The organism is Arthrobacter sp. 147(2020), from assembly GCF_013116715.1.
Classification (GTDB): Bacteria; Actinomycetota; Actinomycetes; order Actinomycetales; family Micrococcaceae; genus Arthrobacter_D.
The window spans coordinates 1-16,135 of the sequence record NZ_JABFOM010000005.1; the positions used below are offsets into that span (position 1 = coordinate 1).

Consider the following 16,135-nt stretch of genomic DNA (forward strand, 5'->3'; position numbering starts at 1 on the left):
CTGCACTACCCCGGAATTCCGCGGGCGCCCGTGCAGACAGCTACTGAAAACGACACTGGCGACAGCAACGGTGCTTGTAGCAAATACGAACGATTTCGGGACGCGCTACATCTGCTTTGTAGCGGTCCGCAGCGCTGTCGCGACGGGCGCGGTTCCGTCTTCTGTTGCGAGCTTTGCCGCCAGCTGGCGTGCTCGTGCGGCGTAGGCCGGCGTCGTTGTGGCCTGCGTGATTGCGTCGGCCAGTCGTTCGGTGTTGAGTTTTTTGTAGGGGACCGGTTGCGGGCCCGCGCCGAGGGACGTGATCCGTGTGGCCCAGAACGGTTGGTCCGTATAGATCGGGACGCTGACGGTCGGCACACCAGCGCGCAGCCCCGCTGCGGCGGTCCCCGCTCCGGCATGGTGGACGACAGCGGCCATCTGGGGAAACAGCCATTCGTGCGGAACAGCGCCGACACTGATGACCTCGGGGCCGGAGACACCTTGTACGCCCTGCAGTACCGCGCGAACCCCGGCACGGCGCGCGGCGTCGAGCATGAATTCTGCGTCCAGGGCCGCACTGCTACCAAAGCCAATGAACACCGGGGGTGGTCCATCCGCGAGGAATTCGACCAGCTCCGCAGGTGGCTGCCAGCCCGGCTCAACTTCCGACCACCAGTAGCCGGTCATGGTGAGCCCGGATCGCCAGTCCGCCGGGCGCGGGAATACGGTGGGGCTGATGCCGTGAAGAACGGGACTGTTGGTTTTCCTTCGGGTACGGTCGGATGCGGACCGGGCCTTTTTGGGTAGGCCGAGCGTCTGGCGGATGCGGGCGCTCGGGGCATCATAGGGTGCTTTCCCAGCGGATATGAGAGACCCGAGAAGCTTGTTTCCGACCGATCCGAGGCTGCGTGCCGATCCCAGGGTCACGGGCGGATAGGCGGTGCTGGGTTCGATCGGCTGCAAGTGGGCACCGATGGCGGGGACACCGAAGGCCTCAGCAACATCGTAGGCATAGGGGGCGACCGCGTTGGCCAGGATCACGTCGGTACCGGCCTCGGCCGCAGCAAGGGTGCCGGTCGCGGCCAGGTCCATGTAGTCACCGAGTTCGCGCATGTACCGGCGCAGATCCCCGCCCGTGGCCTTCTTACCCGGCGCGGCGGGGCTGACCAAGTGGCTCATATCTCCGGGCAGTTCGCGGTACTCACACCCGGCCGCGGTGACCAGCGGGGCGTAGGCGGCATTCGCCGCGATTGCGACGTCAAAGCCCAGGGCTTGAAGTCTGCTGCCAAGCCCGGCCATCGGGGCAACATCCCCTCGGGTCCCTGGCGTAATCATTAGTACCCGCATAACATTCCTCATTCCGCTTGATTGCGATCACCGTTCGCAATCAAGAATATAGTGGAATAGGTACGGAACCTAACCTAGGCGGCTAGACGAAAGGCGGAACAGGTATGCCCTCTCATGACCGCGTTGATATCTGGCTGCGGCCGGAGCGTTCCGGCGTCGGACCGAAACCGGAACACTCACGCGCAGGAATTGCCGCGGCGGCGATCAATATCGCCGACGGGGACGGCCTGACGGCGGTGTCTATTCGACGAGTGGCCGCCGGCATCGGAGCCGGCGGGGCGTCCCTGTACCGGTATCTCAAATCGCACGACGAGCTCATCGAGCTCATCGTTGACGCGGTCAGTAGTGAATACGACCTTGACCCCTCCGATGAACCGCCACCGATGCAGCTGTTGAATCTGGCGCGGCAGGGCCGGGCCATTATGCACAGGCACCCGTGGCTGGCTCCGCTGCTGCTGACCCGGCCCTCAATGGGCCCCAACGCTCTCAAATATCTGGAGCGAGCCTTGTCCGCAATGGAGCCGGTGGACATGCCAGGGCCCGCCAAGCTGCAGACCGTGGCCATGATGACAGCCATCACCTCCGCCTTTGTACAAAATGAGCTGGCATCAGCCGCCAGCTCCGGGACGGGCCTCGACGGGGCGAACGCGCGCCTGCAGTATCTCTCCGATGTAGTCCAGTCCGGGAATTACCCGTTCCTGGCGGGCGCACTCACCGGGCACCACGACCCCGAGAGACCAGAAGAAGTGTTCAACAGCGTCATCACCAATTACCTGGCGGGCGTGGGCCTTCAAATTGCCGTCCGGCCCACCTGAGGGCACCTGAACCGCCAAACCGAGCTGTGGAAACCCGCCATTCTGAATTAACAGTCACAGGGGAGCGGTGGAAAAGTGTCGCGGTGAAGGACCGGTTACGGGCGGTACGACTTCGCTACCGCATAGCTGGCTCGATTTCTGTTGAAATCGGCTCAGGGCTTTGAATGATCACGAGGACAACGGCGCTGCGCGGCATACTCCGAATAGTCCTGACATGGGTGAGGATTGAGCCATGGCAAAGCTTATCCGCGGCCTAACCGCCGAGATCTATAGTCAGGCTTGGTCCGCGCTCAGAATCCATAATGCATTCTCATGAAGCAAATGAGGCTTCGGTATGCCGGATCATGTCGGCTGTGCGGTGCGTCTCTTCCGGGCGGGACGGAAGCGATCTACGAGAGCGAGACGAAGACCGTCCGCTGCTTGGCATGTGCCGCCGCGACTACTGCGGAAACCACGTCCCCCGACTTGCAACCTCCTTGTGGTGAATCGCTAACTGCTGAGTCTGGAGTAGCCGGGGCGTCCGCCCGGCGCGAATATGACCGCCGTAAGGCGAAGGACGAAGAAAAGCTCCGCGAGAAGTGGGGTCGCCTCGGCGGTCTCGCCGTCGCTCTCTCTGACGAGCGGACGCACACCAAGTCCTGGGATCGCGGCGCGATCGGTGAGGAACGCCTTGGCACTCGGCTAAATGCCCTGGCAGCCGATGGCCTAGCTGTCCTGCACGACCGGCGCATCCCCGGTTCGAAGGCCAACATCGACCACATCGCCATCACTCCCGGTGGAATCTGGGTGATTGATGCCAAGCGGTACAAGGGAAGGCCTGAGTTGAAGATCGAGGGTGGCTTCGTCCGCCCACGCGTCGAGAAGCTCCTGGTTGGTCGGCGTGATTGCACCAAGCTGGTCGATGGGATGCTCAAGCAAGTAGACGTTGTGCGGGAGGTCGTCGGCGATGTTCCGGTCACCGGGGCACTGTGCTTTGTCGAAGCAGACTGGCCCCTCATCGGTGGTGCGTTCTCGACTCGTGGCGTTGAGGTGCTTTGGCCGAAACGGTTAGCCGCAGCGCTCATCGAGCGGACGGCTGGCAAGGTTGATGTGGTGAGGACGCGTGAATTGGTAGCCCTACGGTTCAAGTCTGCGTGACGTCCAGCGTCAATGTTCGAAGTTGATCGGAAGCACGCTAATGGACGGTCTACTGGGACGCACGTCCGTCTCTGGGCGCAAAGGCTTTGAGAGCTTCGGAATCCGACGCGGGCTGCCGGATCATCTCGTCGAGCCAACCGGCGACCCCGGGGAACGTCGACCTGTCGGTAACTTCATCGATGAGTTCCTCGACGTCGAACAAGGTCCGGGTAAGCGTCACCGCTCCGTCATGAAGGAGCGCCCAATGTGCACCCGGTCGTCCATATGGAAGGCCGACACTGCCCGGATTGATCACCAACCGGTTACCTGCGAGCCGCATAAACGGCATGTGAGTGTGTCCAAAGACAATAGTTTCAATGTTTACAGGAACGTCCTGAAGCACCTGCTCCCAGCGCTCTAATCGGCTGTCCACAAGGACGACTTCCTCGTCATCGCGTGGTGTCGCATGGCAAAACAGGACTGATCCAAAACCGGCCGCATCGAGGGTCACCCTCTCGGGCATTTCTTCGAGCAGTTGAATGTGCGCAGGCGACAGCTGACGGCTGCCCCAGACTGACAACGTGTCGTCATCGAGACCCACGTCGATGCCGTGAGCCATCTGCATCAGCTCGCGGTCAGCGTTCCCACGAACAAGAATCGCCCGCCCTCCGAGTCCCGTCAGGCGGTCGAGTACTTCCGCCGGCTGCGGTCCCCAAGTGTGATCACCCGTCACCACAATCAGATCGGCTGTCTGCACTGCGGGCTCTGCAAGAACGCGATCAAGCGCGGGAAGCATTCCGTGAATGTCCGAGAGAACCGCGATCGTCGCCACCATCCACTAAGTGTGCATGACACTCAGCCAACGGCCCAGCAAGTCCCAACGGACGCTGTAATGCATCACAGGATCGTGGAGCATCTTCGCCGTCCCGCTCGCTCGAGGGCTAGTCAGATGGTCGGCCCAGATGTCTAGCCCTGAAGGAAGCGGAAGTCACAGCCCTCGTCCGCTTGCGTTACCTCGGTTACGAAGAGCTTCCGGTAGCCACGCTCCGGGACAACTGGCGCTGCCGGACCCATGGCTGATTCCCGCTGGGTAAGCTCCGCATCGGACACCTCTAGCTGGATCAACCGACGGCTCACACTCAACGTGATCGTGTCGCCCGTCCGCACCAGCCGCAACGGACCGCCTACCGCCGACTCGGGAGTCACATGCAACACCACCGCGCCAGCCGCGGTGCCGGACATCCGACCGTCCGAGATGCGCACCATGTCGCGCACCCCCTGAGAGGCAAGCTTCTTCGGGATCGGCAGATACCCTGCCTCGGGCATGCCAGGGGCTCCAACTGGTCCGATGTTTTTCAACACCAGCACCGAATCGGCGGTGACTTCCAGATCTTGATCATCGATCCGCGCCGCGAGGTCCGCCGTGTTCTCGAACACCACAGCGGGTCCGGTGTGTTCCAGCAGCGCAGGGGATACTGCGGCCTGCTTGATGATCGCCCCACCCGGAGCGAGGTTCCCGCGGAGGAACGCAAGGCTCCCCTCCGGGTACACCGGGTTGGACAGTGTGCGGATGATGTCCTGCGGGAAGCCGGGACCGGCGTCGTCCATCTCCTCACCGAGCGTCCGACCCGTCACGGTCGGCACATCCCGGTGAATCAGCGAACCCAGTTCACGCAGCACTGCAGGAACGCCGCCCGCCCGGTGAAAGTCCTCCATGTAGTACTCCCCGGACGGCTTCAGATCCACCAGTACCGGCGTCTCTGTGCTCATCCGGTCCAGCTGCTCCAGCGACAACCGGATCCCCAACCGACCCGCCACAGCGGTCAGGTGGATGATCGCGTTCGTGGAGCCGCCGATGGCCAGCAGCACCCGCAGCCCATTCTCGAACGACTCCTGAGTCAGGATGGTGTCCATCTTCGTACCAGCCGCCGCCAAGGCCACGGCCTGCGTCCCGGTCGCCTCAGCGATCCGCACCCGGTCGGCGGTGACTGCGGGAGCCGACGCCGAACCTGGCATCGCAATCCCCATCGCCTCGGTTAGGCAGGCCATGGTGCTGGCGGTCCCCATCACCGAGCACGTGCCGACGCTGCCGACCAGCCGCGAGTTCACGTCGTCGATCTCTGGTTTGGAAATCTCCCCGCCCCGGAACTTGCCCCAGAATGCGCGACAGTCGGTGCACGCACCCACCCGCTCGTTCCGGTAACCGCCGGTCAGCATCGACCCGGTCACCAGCGAAATCGCCGGCACCCCAGCCGACGCCGCACCCATCAGCTGGGCGGGCACGGTCTTGTCGCAGCCGCCGATCAGCACGACGGCGTCCATCGGCTGGGCGCGGATCATCTCCTCCGTGTCCATCGACATCAGATTCCGCAGGAACATGCTGGTGGGCTGCGAGAAGCTCTCGTGGATGGAGATCGTGGGGAAGTCCACCGGCAACCCACCGGCGAGCATCACCCCACGCTTCACTGCCTCCAGCAGTGCCGGCATGTTGCCGTGGCACGGGTTGAACCCGCTGCCCGTGTTGATGATCCCGATCACCGGCCGGTCCAGGGCATCGTCGGAATACCCGGCACCCTTGATGAACGCCTTCCGCAGGAACAGCGAGAACTCGGCGTCCCCGTAGTTGGTCAGGCCCTTACGGATACCGGTGGCGGGACTACCGCCGGGACCTGAAGAAGCGCGGGCAGCGGCGTCACTCACCGGAACGCGGGAACGCCGGTGATGTGGTTGCCCAGGATCAGGGTGTGCACCTCGTCGGTGCCCTCATAGGTCCTGACACTCTCCAGGTTGTTCGCGTGCCGCAGCGGCGAGTAATCCAGGGTGACACCGTTGCCGCCGAGCATCGCCCGCGCCTCACGGCAGATCGCGATCGCCTCCCGGCAGTTATTCAGCTTGCCCACCGAGATCTGGTACGGCTGCAGGGTCCCCGCATCCTTCAACCGGCCCAACTGCAACGCCAGCAACGTGCCCTTGTTGATCTCCAGCGCCATGTTCACCAGCTTCTCCTGCGTCAGCTGGTAACCGGACAACGGCTTCCCGAACTGCAGACGCTCCTGCGAGTAGGCCAATGCGGTGAGGTAGCTGTCCCGGGCCGCACCCATGGCGCCCCAGATAATGCCGTAGCGCGCCTCATTCAGGCACTCAAACGGGCCGCGCAGCCCCTTGGCGTTCGGAAGCATCGCACTCTCCGGCAACCGGATGTCCGTCAAGGTGATGTCGCACTGGATGGACGCCCGCATGGAAAGCTTCTGCTTGATCGGCGTCGCCACGAACCCCGGGCTGTCGGTCGGCACCACGAAGCCGCGGACGCCGTCGTCGGTCATTGCCCAGATGATGGCCAGCTTCGCCACCGAGGCCAGGCCGATCCAGCGCTTGGCGCCGTTGAGGATCCAGTCGGACCCGTCGCGCTTCGCGAAGGTCTGCATCGCTCCTGGGTCGGAGCCGGCGGTCGGCTCGGTCAGCCCGAACGCACCGATCGCGGTGCCAGCGGCCATCTGCGGCAGCCACTCGGCCTTCTGCTCCTCGGAGCCGTGCTTGTAGATGGCGCTCATCGCCAGCGAGCCCTGCACCGACACGAAGGTGCGTAGACCCGAGTCGCCGGCCTCCAGCTCCATCGCGGCCAGCCCGTACTCCACCGACGACTTCCCGGGGCAGCCGTAGCCCTTGATGTGCATGCCGAGCAGGCCCAGCTCGGCCATCTGCGGGACGATCTCCATGGGGAAGACGGCGTCGTCGTACCACTGGGCGATGTTCGGCTTGATCTCGGTGTCCACGAAGGACCGCACGGTCTCCCGCAGGGCGATCTCCTCCGGGGAGAGGAGGCCTTCAATACCGATCAGGTCTGACATGTCAGTCATGGTTCTGCTTTCAACTGTTGAGGAAGTCACTGGGGGATCCTGCTTTCACTGTAGGTGGTGCAGTGCGGGGACGGCGGGGATGTCGAAGGCGGCGCCGGTGTGCTCGCCGAGGAGGGGCGGCGGGCGCCGGTAGCGGGCGGGAGTCCCGGAGAGGTGGATCGGGTTGGCGACCTGCTGGCTGGTCCGCGACCCCTCGGCATTGGCGATCTCGACGACGGGGGCCAGGCCCAGCGTGTCAGCAAGTTCCAGCGCCTCGACAATCGAGTTCACCTTCCCGGCGGGCACGCCCGCGACGCTGAGCAGCTCCGACCACTCGGCGGCGGACTTCGACCCCAGCTGTTCTTCTAGCAGAGACTTCAGCGCCACTCGGTTGGCCACCCGGTTCGAGTTCCCGGCGAACCGCTGATCGCTGGAGAGCTCGGGCACGCCGAGCACCCGGACCAGCCCGGCGAACTGCTTGTCGGTCCCGACGGCGACGGCCAGCGGACCATCAGCGGTCCGCAGCGTCTCATATGGTGCGATACTCGGGTGCGCGTTGCCCATCCGCTGCGGCGATTCACCGGTGGCCAAAGTGCTCGACGCCTGGTTCACCAGCCCCGACAGCAGCGACGACAACAGGTTCACATCCACCCGCTGGCCCACCCCGGTCTGTTCCAGCGACCGCAGGGCGGCGAGGATCCCGACGACGGCGTTCTGCCCGGTCACCACATCCACCAGGGCCACGCCGACCTTGCTCGGCTCGGAATCCAGCCCGCCAGTGACGCTCATCAGCCCGCCGACGGCCTGCACCAGCAGGTCATAGCCGGGCAGGTGAGCGCCGGCGGTGCTGCCGAACCCGGTAATGGAGCAGTAGATCAGGTCCGGGCGCCGGTCCTTCAGGGAGTCGTAGTCCAGCCCAAACCGCTCCATGATGCCGGGGCGGAAGTTTTCGATCACTACGTCGGCCGTCAACGCGATCTCCAACGCCGCCGCCTTCCCCTCGGGAGTGGTCAGGTCGCACACCACCGAGCGTTTGTTGCGGTTCACGCTGGAGAAATAGGTGCCCACCCCGTACTCGTCCACCGGCGGCGTCCAGCTGCGGGTGTCGTCACCGGAGGGGCTTTCCACCTTGATCACGTCGGCCCCGAAATCGGCCAGCATCATCGAGGCAAACGGCCCCGCGAGCACCCTGGAAAAGTCGGCCACCTTGATGCCGTCCAGGGGTCCCGCCGGCAATCCGTCGTCGGGTGAGTTACTCACTACCGCCACTGCCTTTCTGATGATGGTCCTCCTGGGCAGACGCGGCTTCCTGGTCGACCACCGGGTTGCTGAGCACACCGACGCCGGGGATGCGGCATTCCGCCACGTCGCCCGCCTTGATGTGCACGGCGCCTGGTGTGCCGGTGGAGATGATGTCGCCCGGGTAGAGGGGCATCACCTTGCTGTGGAAGCTGACCAGGTACTCGGGGGAGTACCTCATGTTGCCCACCACGTTGCTGCGGTGCACCTCGCCGTTGATCACTGTGGACACCTCGACGGCGGCCAGCGAGCCGGCGTCGTCGGCCACCTCCGCGAGGGGCACAATCTCCGGACCGAAGGAGAAGAAACCGGGAAAGTTCTTGGACCGGGTGAGGAACCGGGGGTTCTTCTCCAGGATGTCCTCGGCGGTCTGGTCCAGCAGGGTGACGACGCCGGCCACGTAGGACAGCGCGTCCTCCGGCTCCACGTCGCGGCAGTACTTGCCGATGACGAGGCCCAGCTCCGCTTCGGCGGTGGTGCGCACACTCTGCCGCGGGATGGTGATGTTTTCGCCCGGGCCGATGATGGTGTGGTCGCCCTTGATGAACGACGCCGGCTCATCCGGGACACCCTCGGACAGGTCCGAGGCGTGCTCCACATAGTTCAGGCCGATGCCCCACAGCATCCGGGGATGCCGGTAAGGGGCGCCGAAGGTCACCGAATCGCGGTCACGGAACACCGCGGTGTCCGCCGTCTCGGCGAACGACTCCAGCTTCCCGAGCGAATCGGTGGCCAACAGGTCGAGCAGGTCACCGGAGAAGCCGGGGATGAGGTCGCGGACCAGCGCGACGCCGCGCTCGGGGTGGATCACTGCGGCGAGTTCGTCGCCGCCTTCGCGGACTGAGGCCAGGTGCATGGTCAGCGCTTCTTTCTGTTCAGGGTCAAGAGGTCGAGAGATGGAAGGGTTCAGGCGATTCGAGCAAGCTAGTACGCGCGGACCAGTCCGCCGTCGCAGCGGATCTGTTCGCCCGTCACGTAGGCAGCGGGGACGCTGGCGAGGAACGCGACGACGGCGCCGAACTCCTCGGGCGCACCGTACCGGCCGGCGGGGATGGTCTTCTCCGATGCGGCGCGGGCCTCGTCCGGCGTGCTGCCGGTCCGCTTGGCCGCTGCGGCATCAAGGGAGGCCACCCGGTCCGTGTCGATCCGGCCCGGGAGCACCATGTTCACTGTGACGCCGTCGGCCGCCACCTCGGCGGCGAGCGTCTTCAGGTAGCCAGCCAGCCCGGCCCGGCCGATGTTGGAGAGCGCCAGGTTGGGCAGCGGCTGCTGTACGCCGCTGGACCCGACGGCGACGATGCGCCCCCAGCCGCGCTCGCGCATGCCGGGCAGCACCAGGTTGGTCAGCCGCATGTGCTGCAGCAGCAGCTGGTGCACGGCGGCGAGGGCCTGCTCGTCGCTGACGTCGGCGGCGCCGCCGGGAGGTGGGCCACCGCTGTTGAGGATCAGCACATCGATCGGGCCGAAAGCCTTCTCGGCCGCCTCGACCAGCGCGGCGGGGGCGCCGTCGTCGGTCAGGTCTAGCGCGATCCCGACGGCGGAGGGCAGCTTGGCCGCTTCGGCCTGCACCACGTCCTCGCGGCGGGCCGCGAGGACCACGTTGGCGCCCTCGTCGGCCAGCGCCTGGGCGATGGCCAGGCCGATGCCCGAGCTCGCGCCCGGCACCAAAACATTCTTCCCTTTGAGTCCGGTATCCATCAGGCAATCTCCTTCACAGCATCAAGGTGGGCGTCGATCATGTCGGCCAGGGCCGGCGGCAACGTGGGCGAGGGCGGGCGCACCGCGGCGTCGGCGATGATGCCGCGGCGGCGCAAGATCTCCTTGCGGACTGCCAGGCCGATCCCGGGCTGACCCTCGAAGTTGGCCAGCGGCAGCCACGGGGCGAACGCCGCGCGGGCGGCCGGGAAACCGCCCTCGGCGAACGCGGTCAGTGCGGCCTGCAGCCCTTCCGGGTGGGAGAACCCGGTCATGGCCCCGGCAGCACCGGCGGCCAGTTCATCGAGCAGGCCGACGCCGCCCAGTCCGCCGAAGACCGGCACCGCCGTGGCTGCGGTGAGCGCCGCGATGGGCACGGCCGTCGGTGGTGCTTCTGATTTCACGGCACTGATGAACGGGCACAGTTCCAGCACGCTGAGGATCTGTGCGGCGCTGATCTTCACTCCCGAGGCCACCGGGTAGTCCTGGAGCACAATCCCGGCGCCCGTGTCGGCGGGGATGACCTCGTTGATCGCTGTCAGGTGTGCGGCGAGCAGCTCCGGGTTCGCGCTGTTGGCCTGCACCATCAGGGCGCCGAGGTTGCTGCCGGCCGCGGCGACGGCGGTGCGTGCCTGCTCGACGGCGACCGCCGTCGACCGTGCCGACAGGCCGACCACCAGCGGAGTGTCCCCGGCTTCGTCCGCGACGGTCTGCACAATCAGGGTCTGCTCGGCGGTGTCCAGGGTGACGCCCTCGCCGAAGACGCCGAGGACCACCATGCCGGTGGAGTTCAGCCCGGTGTAAAGGCGGACCTCGCTGCGGAGCGACTCGGTGTCGACGGCGAAGTCACTGCCGTGGAAGGGCGTGGCGAGCACGCCCCAGAGGCCTTTGGAAAGAGGTGAAATAGTCACAGGGATGAGGTGTCCTTTCGGTCGGAGTCGTTCTCGAGTGCCAGCGAGACAATGTGCTCCGCGATGGCGAGGGAGGAGGTGGCGGCGGGGGAGGGCGCGTTCCTGACGGACAGCACCGCGCCCTGCCGGGTGATCCGGAAGTCGTCGACCAGGGAGCCGTCGCGGGTCAGCGCCTGGGCGCGGATGCCGCGGGGGCCGGGGATGACGTCGTCGGCGGTGATCTCGGGAACGTACTTGCGGGCTTCGGCGACGAACCGGCGCTTGCTCAGTGACCCGAGCATCTCGGCGGCGCCGGTGCGCCAGTGCTGCTTCGCGAAGGACCTGAAGCCCGAGTACATCACCGCGTCCTTGAGGTCGCGGGGTGAGATGGTGGACCACTTGTAGCCTTCGCGGGCCAGGGCCAGCACCGCGTTGGGGCCCACCATCACCTCGCCGTCAGTGGTGGGGGTGAGGTGTACGCCGAGGAACGGGTACCGGGGGTCGGGCACCGGGTACACCAGGCCGCGGACCAGATGCTTGCGCTCGGGGCGGAGCAGGTAGTACTCGCCGCGGAAGGGCACAATCTTGGGGTCGTCGTCGTCGCCGGCGAGCTTTGCCACCCGGTCCGCCTGCAGCCCGGCGCAGACGATCACCATGTCGTAGGTGTCGGAGGTTTCGGTGCCGCGATGCTTGCCCGTGACCACTGTCTGTCCGGCGCGTTCGGTCAGCGCGGTGACTTCGAAGTTGGTGTGGACGCTGCCACCGGCAGCCTCGACATCCATGGCGAGGGAGCGGGTGATGGCTCCGTAGTCGACGATCGCCGTGTGGGGCGAGTGCAGGCCGGAGGTTCCCTTGACGTGGGGTTCCAGTTCCAGCAGCTCGGCCTGGTTGATGAGGCGCACACCGGGCACTCCGTTGGCGACGGCACGCTCCATGATGTCGCCGAGCCGGCCTTCCTCGACCGGGTTGCGGGCGACGAGCACCTTGCCGCACTCGTCGTAGGGCAGCCCCTTCTCTTCGCAGTACTCCTTGAGCAGGTCCACACCCTGCCGGCAGAGCTTCGCCTTTAACGAACCGGGCGTGTAGTAGAGCCCGGCGTGGACGACGCCTGAGTTCCGGCCGGTCTGGTGACCGGCGAGGATGGGCTCCTTCTCAAGCACGGTCACCTCGGCGTCGGGCTGGACCTGCAGCAACCGGCGGGCGACGGCGGCACCAACGATGCCACCTCCCACCACTGCGAAACGCGTGGGCGTCATTTTTTCTCCTCCATGGGGGTCAGGGTGTGGTCTGGTTCTCCGGCCGCAGTCAGCGCCCGCGACCGGCGGATCATCCGCCGCGCCACCGTGAAGGTCACGGCGGCCAGGGCGGCGACGACGGCGGCCGCCAGCCAGGCGGTGTCATACGAGGTGGCGGCCGTCAGCAAACCGAACAGCAGCGGTCCGGCCGCGGCGCCCAGGGACAGCCCGGTTTGGATGACCCCGGTGGCGGTGGCCGCGTTGGCGCGGTTGTCCCGGACCACTGCGAAGTGCACCAGGCCGGGCCAGGTCCAGCCGGCACCGTAGGCGAGCAGCGCCCCGAGCACGAACAGCAGCGAACTGGTCCCCAGGGCGAGCAGCAGGTAGCCGATCACGCCGAGGGCCAGCAGGTTGGTGATCAAGACCAGTGGGCTGCGCTGCGGATACTTGTCCATACCGAGGCCCAGCAGGATCCGGATGACCAGCCCCAGCAGAGCGGCACCAGCGAACAACAGGCCGGCGGTTCCGGGTGCCATCCCGGATTCCACTGCTGAGTCCACCAGGAACACGCCCAGCGAGGTGGCAGCAGCGGCAGCAAACCCCGCGCCCAGGCTCAGCATTACCAGGCCGCCCCTGGGGGTGCCCCGGTCAGCCTTGGGGGTTTCCCCCGGCTGGGTGGGGCGGGTGCCGGGTGCGCTGAAGAACGCCCAGACTGCGATGGCGATGGCCATCAGTGAGCCGAGCAGGAACGCGTACCGCCAGCCCACCGCGAGGGCAATCACCGGGACGGCGATCCCGGCGATCATCGAGGCCGCCGGAATGGACGACTGCTTGACGCCGAACGCCAGCCCCAGCCGGTTCGGATTGACCGCCCGGGAGATGCCGAGGTTCGCCGACGGCTGGGCCATGGCGTTGGCCAGCCCGCCGACGAACAGGGCGACGATCAGCAGGGCGAACGTCGGCGCCAGACCGGCGCCGGCCAGCGCGACGGCGGCAAGGGTTGCCGAGGCGACCATGCCCTTCGCCGCACCGATCCGCTGCACCAGCCCGCCGAGGGGGCGGGCGAGCACACCGGACACCGTGAACAGGGTGGCTGCTGCCATCCCCATCTCGGCCGGTCCAATGTCGAGATCTCCTCGGATCTGCACCGCCAACGCACCCAGCAGGAAGGCAGGAAGCACCCCTGTGGTGGTGACGGAGACGGCCTGCAGCATGGTGACTGCTGCATGCGTCGACGGTGCTTGGGTCATGGAGCCGTGGGATCCGTTGTCTTCGCTGGGGCAGCGTCAACCTTGGCGGCATCCGCGACGGGTGGGTCGGTGTCCGGATCATACGGGTGCCGCTTCCGACCGATGAGGTGCACCACGACGCCGACGGCGATGATCGCCACACCGATGCCGATGTTCACCGGGTCAAGGGTGAGCAGCGGCAGGGAGCCGATGGCCAGGATGACTCGTTCCGGCCAGCGTGCCGGTCCGAGCAGCCAGCCGCCTGTGGAGACCGCGAGTGCTGCCACGGCGAGGAGCGACACCGAGAAGGCCAGCGCCACGGTGGCGACACCGCCCTGCAGCAACAGTCCGACTCCGTCTCCGGAGAGGACGAAGATGAACGGCACCAGGAAGGCGGACAGGGTGTACCGCCAGGTGAGCCACATGGTCTTGATGGGTTTGCCGCCGGTGATCGCCGATGCTGCGAACGGGGAGAGCGCCGTCGGCGGCGACACCTCGCTGAGCACCGAGTAGTAGAAGATGAACATCGCGGCGGCGAAGCCGGGAACGCCCACGTCCTGCAGGGCGGGTCCGATGATCACCCAGGAAATGATGAAGCTCGCCGTGACCGGGACGGCCAGGCCCAGCAGGATCACAGCGATGGCCGAGAAGATCGCGGTGAGCAGCAGGCTGCCACCAGCGAAATCGACGATGATGCTCGCCAGCTTCAGGCCCAGACCGGTCAGGGTCATGATGCCGACGATCAGGCCGGCCGCAGCCATCACCGGGATGACCGAGAGGGCGCCGGTGGCACCGGTGGCCAGGGCGTCGAAGATCTTCCGGGGAGTCATCCAGGACTCGCGGTCGAAGAAGCTCAGCACGAACGCGAGGATGGTGGCGAACACCACGGCGCGGAAGGGGGTCATGCCGAAGGCCATGAACACCACGATGGCGGCCAGCGAGCTGAAGTGGTAGCCGAACCGCAGCAGCAGCTTGCCGACCGGTTTGACGTCCATGGCGACGGCCTTCGTCTTGAACCGGCGGGCGTCCATTTCGATGGCGAGGATGATGCCGAAGTAGTAGAGCAGGGTGGGGATGGTGGCCCAGATCAGCACCTCAAGGTAGGACACCCCGAGGAGCGCGGCAATGATGAACGCCGCCGCGCCGAGGGTGGGAGGCGACATGATGGCGCCGATACCCGCGGCGGCGAGAATACCGCCACCGTGTTCCTTCGGGTAGCCAGCCTTGCGGAGCAGTGGCCAGGAGATGCCACCGAGGGTCACGGTGGTGGCGACGCCGGAACCGGAGACGGTACCGAGCAGGAAGCCCGCCAGGGTGACGGTGCGGCCGGGGCCGGACTTTGACTGGCCGAACGCCGAGAAGGAGAGGTCGATGAAGAACTTGGTGGCGCCCGAGGCGCCCAGCACCGCACCGTAGACGGTGAACAGGATGATGTACGTCGCGGCGACGTCGGTGGGTACCCCGAAGATGCCCTGGGTGCCCATCACGTTGTGACCCACCAGCCGGATCCAGTCGAAGGAGGACGTGTTGAACGGCGCCGGAATGTACGGACCCCAGTAGGCGTAGGCGAAGAACCCGATCACCACGAGGGGCACCAGGATGCCGACGGTGCGCCGGGCAGCTTCCAAAACCACGAGGATAGCGATGACGCCCATGATCAGGTCAAGGTAGGTGGGGGTGATCGCGCGGCGGAAGAACGGGTCCCAGTCGGAGATGATGTAGGCGAACGGCACAATGGCCACGATCGCGCACACCCAGTCGAGCAGGTGCGGGTTATCGGACTTGCCCGCTTCCTTGGCCTTCGCTGACCTGCCCCATCCCCGGTAGACGAGGAACGTCAGGGACAGGCCGATCATCAGGAACGCGGGGAGGTAGAACTGCGTCGCCATCGGGTTGAACACCCAGTACAGCGCGAACAGGGACAGTCCCGCGCCGCCGATCTTGACCACCATGGCCGGGATCCCGGTCAGCTGCCGGGCGGGTTTCTCCGCCTCGAACTCGGCGATCAGCGCCTCTTCGTCGATCTCTTCGCTGCGCTGGATCGGGTTGATCGGTGCGTCGTCGGGTATTCGCGCTTCGTCGCGCCGTGCCGGATCGATTGCCTCACTGGGGGTGGGGCGGTGCTGCTTGCCGGCCTTGAGGGCGCCGTCGCCGTCAATTCGCTCGGTCATGGGGTCTCCTTGATGTCTAGCAGGATGAAGGGCTGATCGTCGTCGACCAGGGTCCACAGCGAAACGGGCGCTGCTCCGGGCAGGTGGAGGGTGCGTTCACCAAGATCGGTGGCGGCAATGGAAAGTTCGGTGAACACAGCGGGGTGCGCGGGGTCGGGGTCGACCACGTACTTCCGCCGGTCAATGGGTTCCGCGGGGGTGGGGGCCCCGGGGACGCCGTAGTACTCTTCGAGCACCGCGAGCTGGTCGGCAGCAATCTGGTCGAGCCGGAAACTGCCGTCGGGGAGGACCGTGTAGCGTTCCTCGGCAACCGTTTTGTAGATGGAGTTGCGGTAACTGACCGCGAAGGTGTCCCCGGGGAGGGCCACCGAGGCCAGCCCGCCGTCGTCGTTGGTGATCACGATGCTGCGCTCGGAGGCTCCCTGATCGGGGGCGTCCTGGGCAGCAACCGCGAACGCCCCACCACCCAGCGTGCCAAGGCACACCAGGACGGCGACGACGACGGCGGGCTTGCGCATCAGTG

14 protein-coding genes are annotated in these 16,135 nt (G+C 66.2%); 2 read left to right on the top strand and 12 right to left on the bottom strand.

Going from position 1 to position 16,135, the window contains the following annotated elements; all coding sequences use genetic code 11:
• Positions 1-105: 105 nt before the first annotated feature.
• A complete protein-coding gene (locus HMI58_RS05245; RefSeq protein ID WP_171618387.1) occupies positions 106-1,326 on the bottom strand; it encodes a glycosyltransferase in 1,221 nt (406 codons plus the stop codon).
• A 104-nt stretch (positions 1,327-1,430) separates the two neighbouring features.
• Here HMI58_RS05245 and HMI58_RS05250 point away from each other — a divergent pair, with 104 nt between their 5' ends.
• A complete protein-coding gene (locus HMI58_RS05250; RefSeq protein ID WP_171618388.1) occupies positions 1,431-2,141 on the top strand; it encodes a TetR/AcrR family transcriptional regulator C-terminal domain-containing protein in 711 nt (236 codons plus the stop codon).
• Positions 2,142-2,606: 465 nt separating this feature from the next.
• The gene (locus HMI58_RS05255; RefSeq protein ID WP_225667923.1) at positions 2,607-3,278 is read left to right on the top strand and encodes a nuclease-related domain-containing protein; all 672 of its coding nucleotides are present in this window, start codon (positions 2,607-2,609) and stop codon (positions 3,276-3,278) included.
• A gap of 49 nt (positions 3,279-3,327) precedes the next feature.
• Here the strand turns inward: HMI58_RS05255 and HMI58_RS05260 are convergent, their stop codons facing one another.
• The 11 genes from HMI58_RS05260 to HMI58_RS05310 form a co-directional block, all read right to left on the bottom strand.
• Complete coding sequence (locus HMI58_RS05260) at positions 3,328-4,092, bottom strand: YfcE family phosphodiesterase (RefSeq protein WP_171618389.1); 765 nt, start codon at positions 4,090-4,092, stop codon at positions 3,328-3,330.
• A gap of 131 nt (positions 4,093-4,223) precedes the next feature.
• Positions 4,224-5,957, bottom strand: coding sequence for an IlvD/Edd family dehydratase (locus HMI58_RS05265; RefSeq protein WP_171618390.1), 1,734 nt, complete (start codon positions 5,955-5,957; stop codon positions 4,224-4,226).
• Complete coding sequence (locus HMI58_RS05270; protein WP_171618391.1) at positions 5,954-7,114, bottom strand: acyl-CoA dehydrogenase family protein; 1,161 nt, start codon at positions 7,112-7,114, stop codon at positions 5,954-5,956. The genes HMI58_RS05265 and HMI58_RS05270 overlap by 4 nt, the downstream gene beginning before the upstream one ends.
• 45 nt (positions 7,115-7,159) lie before the next feature.
• Positions 7,160-8,353: a CoA transferase gene (locus tag HMI58_RS05275; protein WP_318779145.1), complete on the bottom strand. Its 1,194-nt coding sequence runs from the start codon at positions 8,351-8,353 to the stop codon at positions 7,160-7,162.
• Positions 8,346-9,248, bottom strand: coding sequence for a fumarylacetoacetate hydrolase family protein (locus HMI58_RS05280; protein ID WP_171618392.1), 903 nt, complete (start codon positions 9,246-9,248; stop codon positions 8,346-8,348). The genes HMI58_RS05275 and HMI58_RS05280 overlap by 8 nt, the downstream gene beginning before the upstream one ends.
• 68 nt (positions 9,249-9,316) lie before the next feature.
• On the bottom strand, positions 9,317-10,090 hold the full coding sequence (locus HMI58_RS05285) for an SDR family oxidoreductase (RefSeq protein WP_171618393.1): 774 nt from the start codon (positions 10,088-10,090) through the stop codon (positions 9,317-9,319).
• On the bottom strand, positions 10,090-10,998 hold the full coding sequence (locus HMI58_RS05290) for a dihydrodipicolinate synthase family protein (RefSeq protein WP_171618394.1): 909 nt from the start codon (positions 10,996-10,998) through the stop codon (positions 10,090-10,092). The genes HMI58_RS05285 and HMI58_RS05290 overlap by 1 nt, the downstream gene beginning before the upstream one ends.
• Complete coding sequence (gene lhgO, locus HMI58_RS05295; RefSeq protein WP_171618395.1) at positions 10,995-12,233, bottom strand: L-2-hydroxyglutarate oxidase; 1,239 nt, start codon at positions 12,231-12,233, stop codon at positions 10,995-10,997. The genes HMI58_RS05290 and lhgO overlap by 4 nt, the downstream gene beginning before the upstream one ends.
• Positions 12,230-13,462: an MFS transporter gene (locus HMI58_RS05300; protein ID WP_171618396.1), complete on the bottom strand. Its 1,233-nt coding sequence runs from the start codon at positions 13,460-13,462 to the stop codon at positions 12,230-12,232. Before HMI58_RS05300 ends, lhgO begins: the two co-directional genes overlap by 4 nt.
• Positions 13,459-15,612: a TRAP transporter fused permease subunit gene (locus HMI58_RS05305; protein WP_225667922.1), complete on the bottom strand. Its 2,154-nt coding sequence runs from the start codon at positions 15,610-15,612 to the stop codon at positions 13,459-13,461. Before HMI58_RS05305 ends, HMI58_RS05300 begins: the two co-directional genes overlap by 4 nt.
• Complete coding sequence (locus HMI58_RS05310; protein ID WP_171618397.1) at positions 15,609-16,130, bottom strand: hypothetical protein; 522 nt, start codon at positions 16,128-16,130, stop codon at positions 15,609-15,611. The genes HMI58_RS05305 and HMI58_RS05310 overlap by 4 nt, the downstream gene beginning before the upstream one ends.
• Between the last annotated feature and the right edge of the window lie 5 nt (positions 16,131-16,135).

What these genes read in the sequence shown, in the direction of transcription:
- HMI58_RS05260 (WP_171618389.1), bottom strand. Translation starts at nt 4,092, where the DNA reads ATGGTGGCGACGATCGCGGTTCTCTCGGACATTCACGGAATGCTTCCC.
- HMI58_RS05300 (WP_171618396.1), bottom strand. Translation starts at nt 13,462, where the DNA reads ATGACCCAAGCACCGTCGACGCATGCAGCAGTCACCATGCTGCAGGCC.
- HMI58_RS05245 (WP_171618387.1), bottom strand. Translation starts at nt 1,326, where the DNA reads ATGCGGGTACTAATGATTACGCCAGGGACCCGAGGGGATGTTGCCCCG.
- HMI58_RS05305 (WP_225667922.1), bottom strand. Translation starts at nt 15,612, where the DNA reads ATGACCGAGCGAATTGACGGCGACGGCGCCCTCAAGGCCGGCAAGCAG.
- lhgO (WP_171618395.1), bottom strand. Translation starts at nt 12,233, where the DNA reads ATGACGCCCACGCGTTTCGCAGTGGTGGGAGGTGGCATCGTTGGTGCC.
- HMI58_RS05270 (WP_171618391.1), bottom strand. Translation starts at nt 7,114, where the DNA reads ATGACTGACATGTCAGACCTGATCGGTATTGAAGGCCTCCTCTCCCCG.
- HMI58_RS05285 (WP_171618393.1), bottom strand. Translation starts at nt 10,090, where the DNA reads ATGGATACCGGACTCAAAGGGAAGAATGTTTTGGTGCCGGGCGCGAGC.
- HMI58_RS05280 (WP_171618392.1), bottom strand. Translation starts at nt 9,248, where the DNA reads ATGCACCTGGCCTCAGTCCGCGAAGGCGGCGACGAACTCGCCGCAGTG.
- HMI58_RS05310 (WP_171618397.1), bottom strand. Translation starts at nt 16,130, where the DNA reads ATGCGCAAGCCCGCCGTCGTCGTCGCCGTCCTGGTGTGCCTTGGCACG.
- HMI58_RS05250 (WP_171618388.1), top strand. Translation starts at nt 1,431, where the DNA reads ATGCCCTCTCATGACCGCGTTGATATCTGGCTGCGGCCGGAGCGTTCC.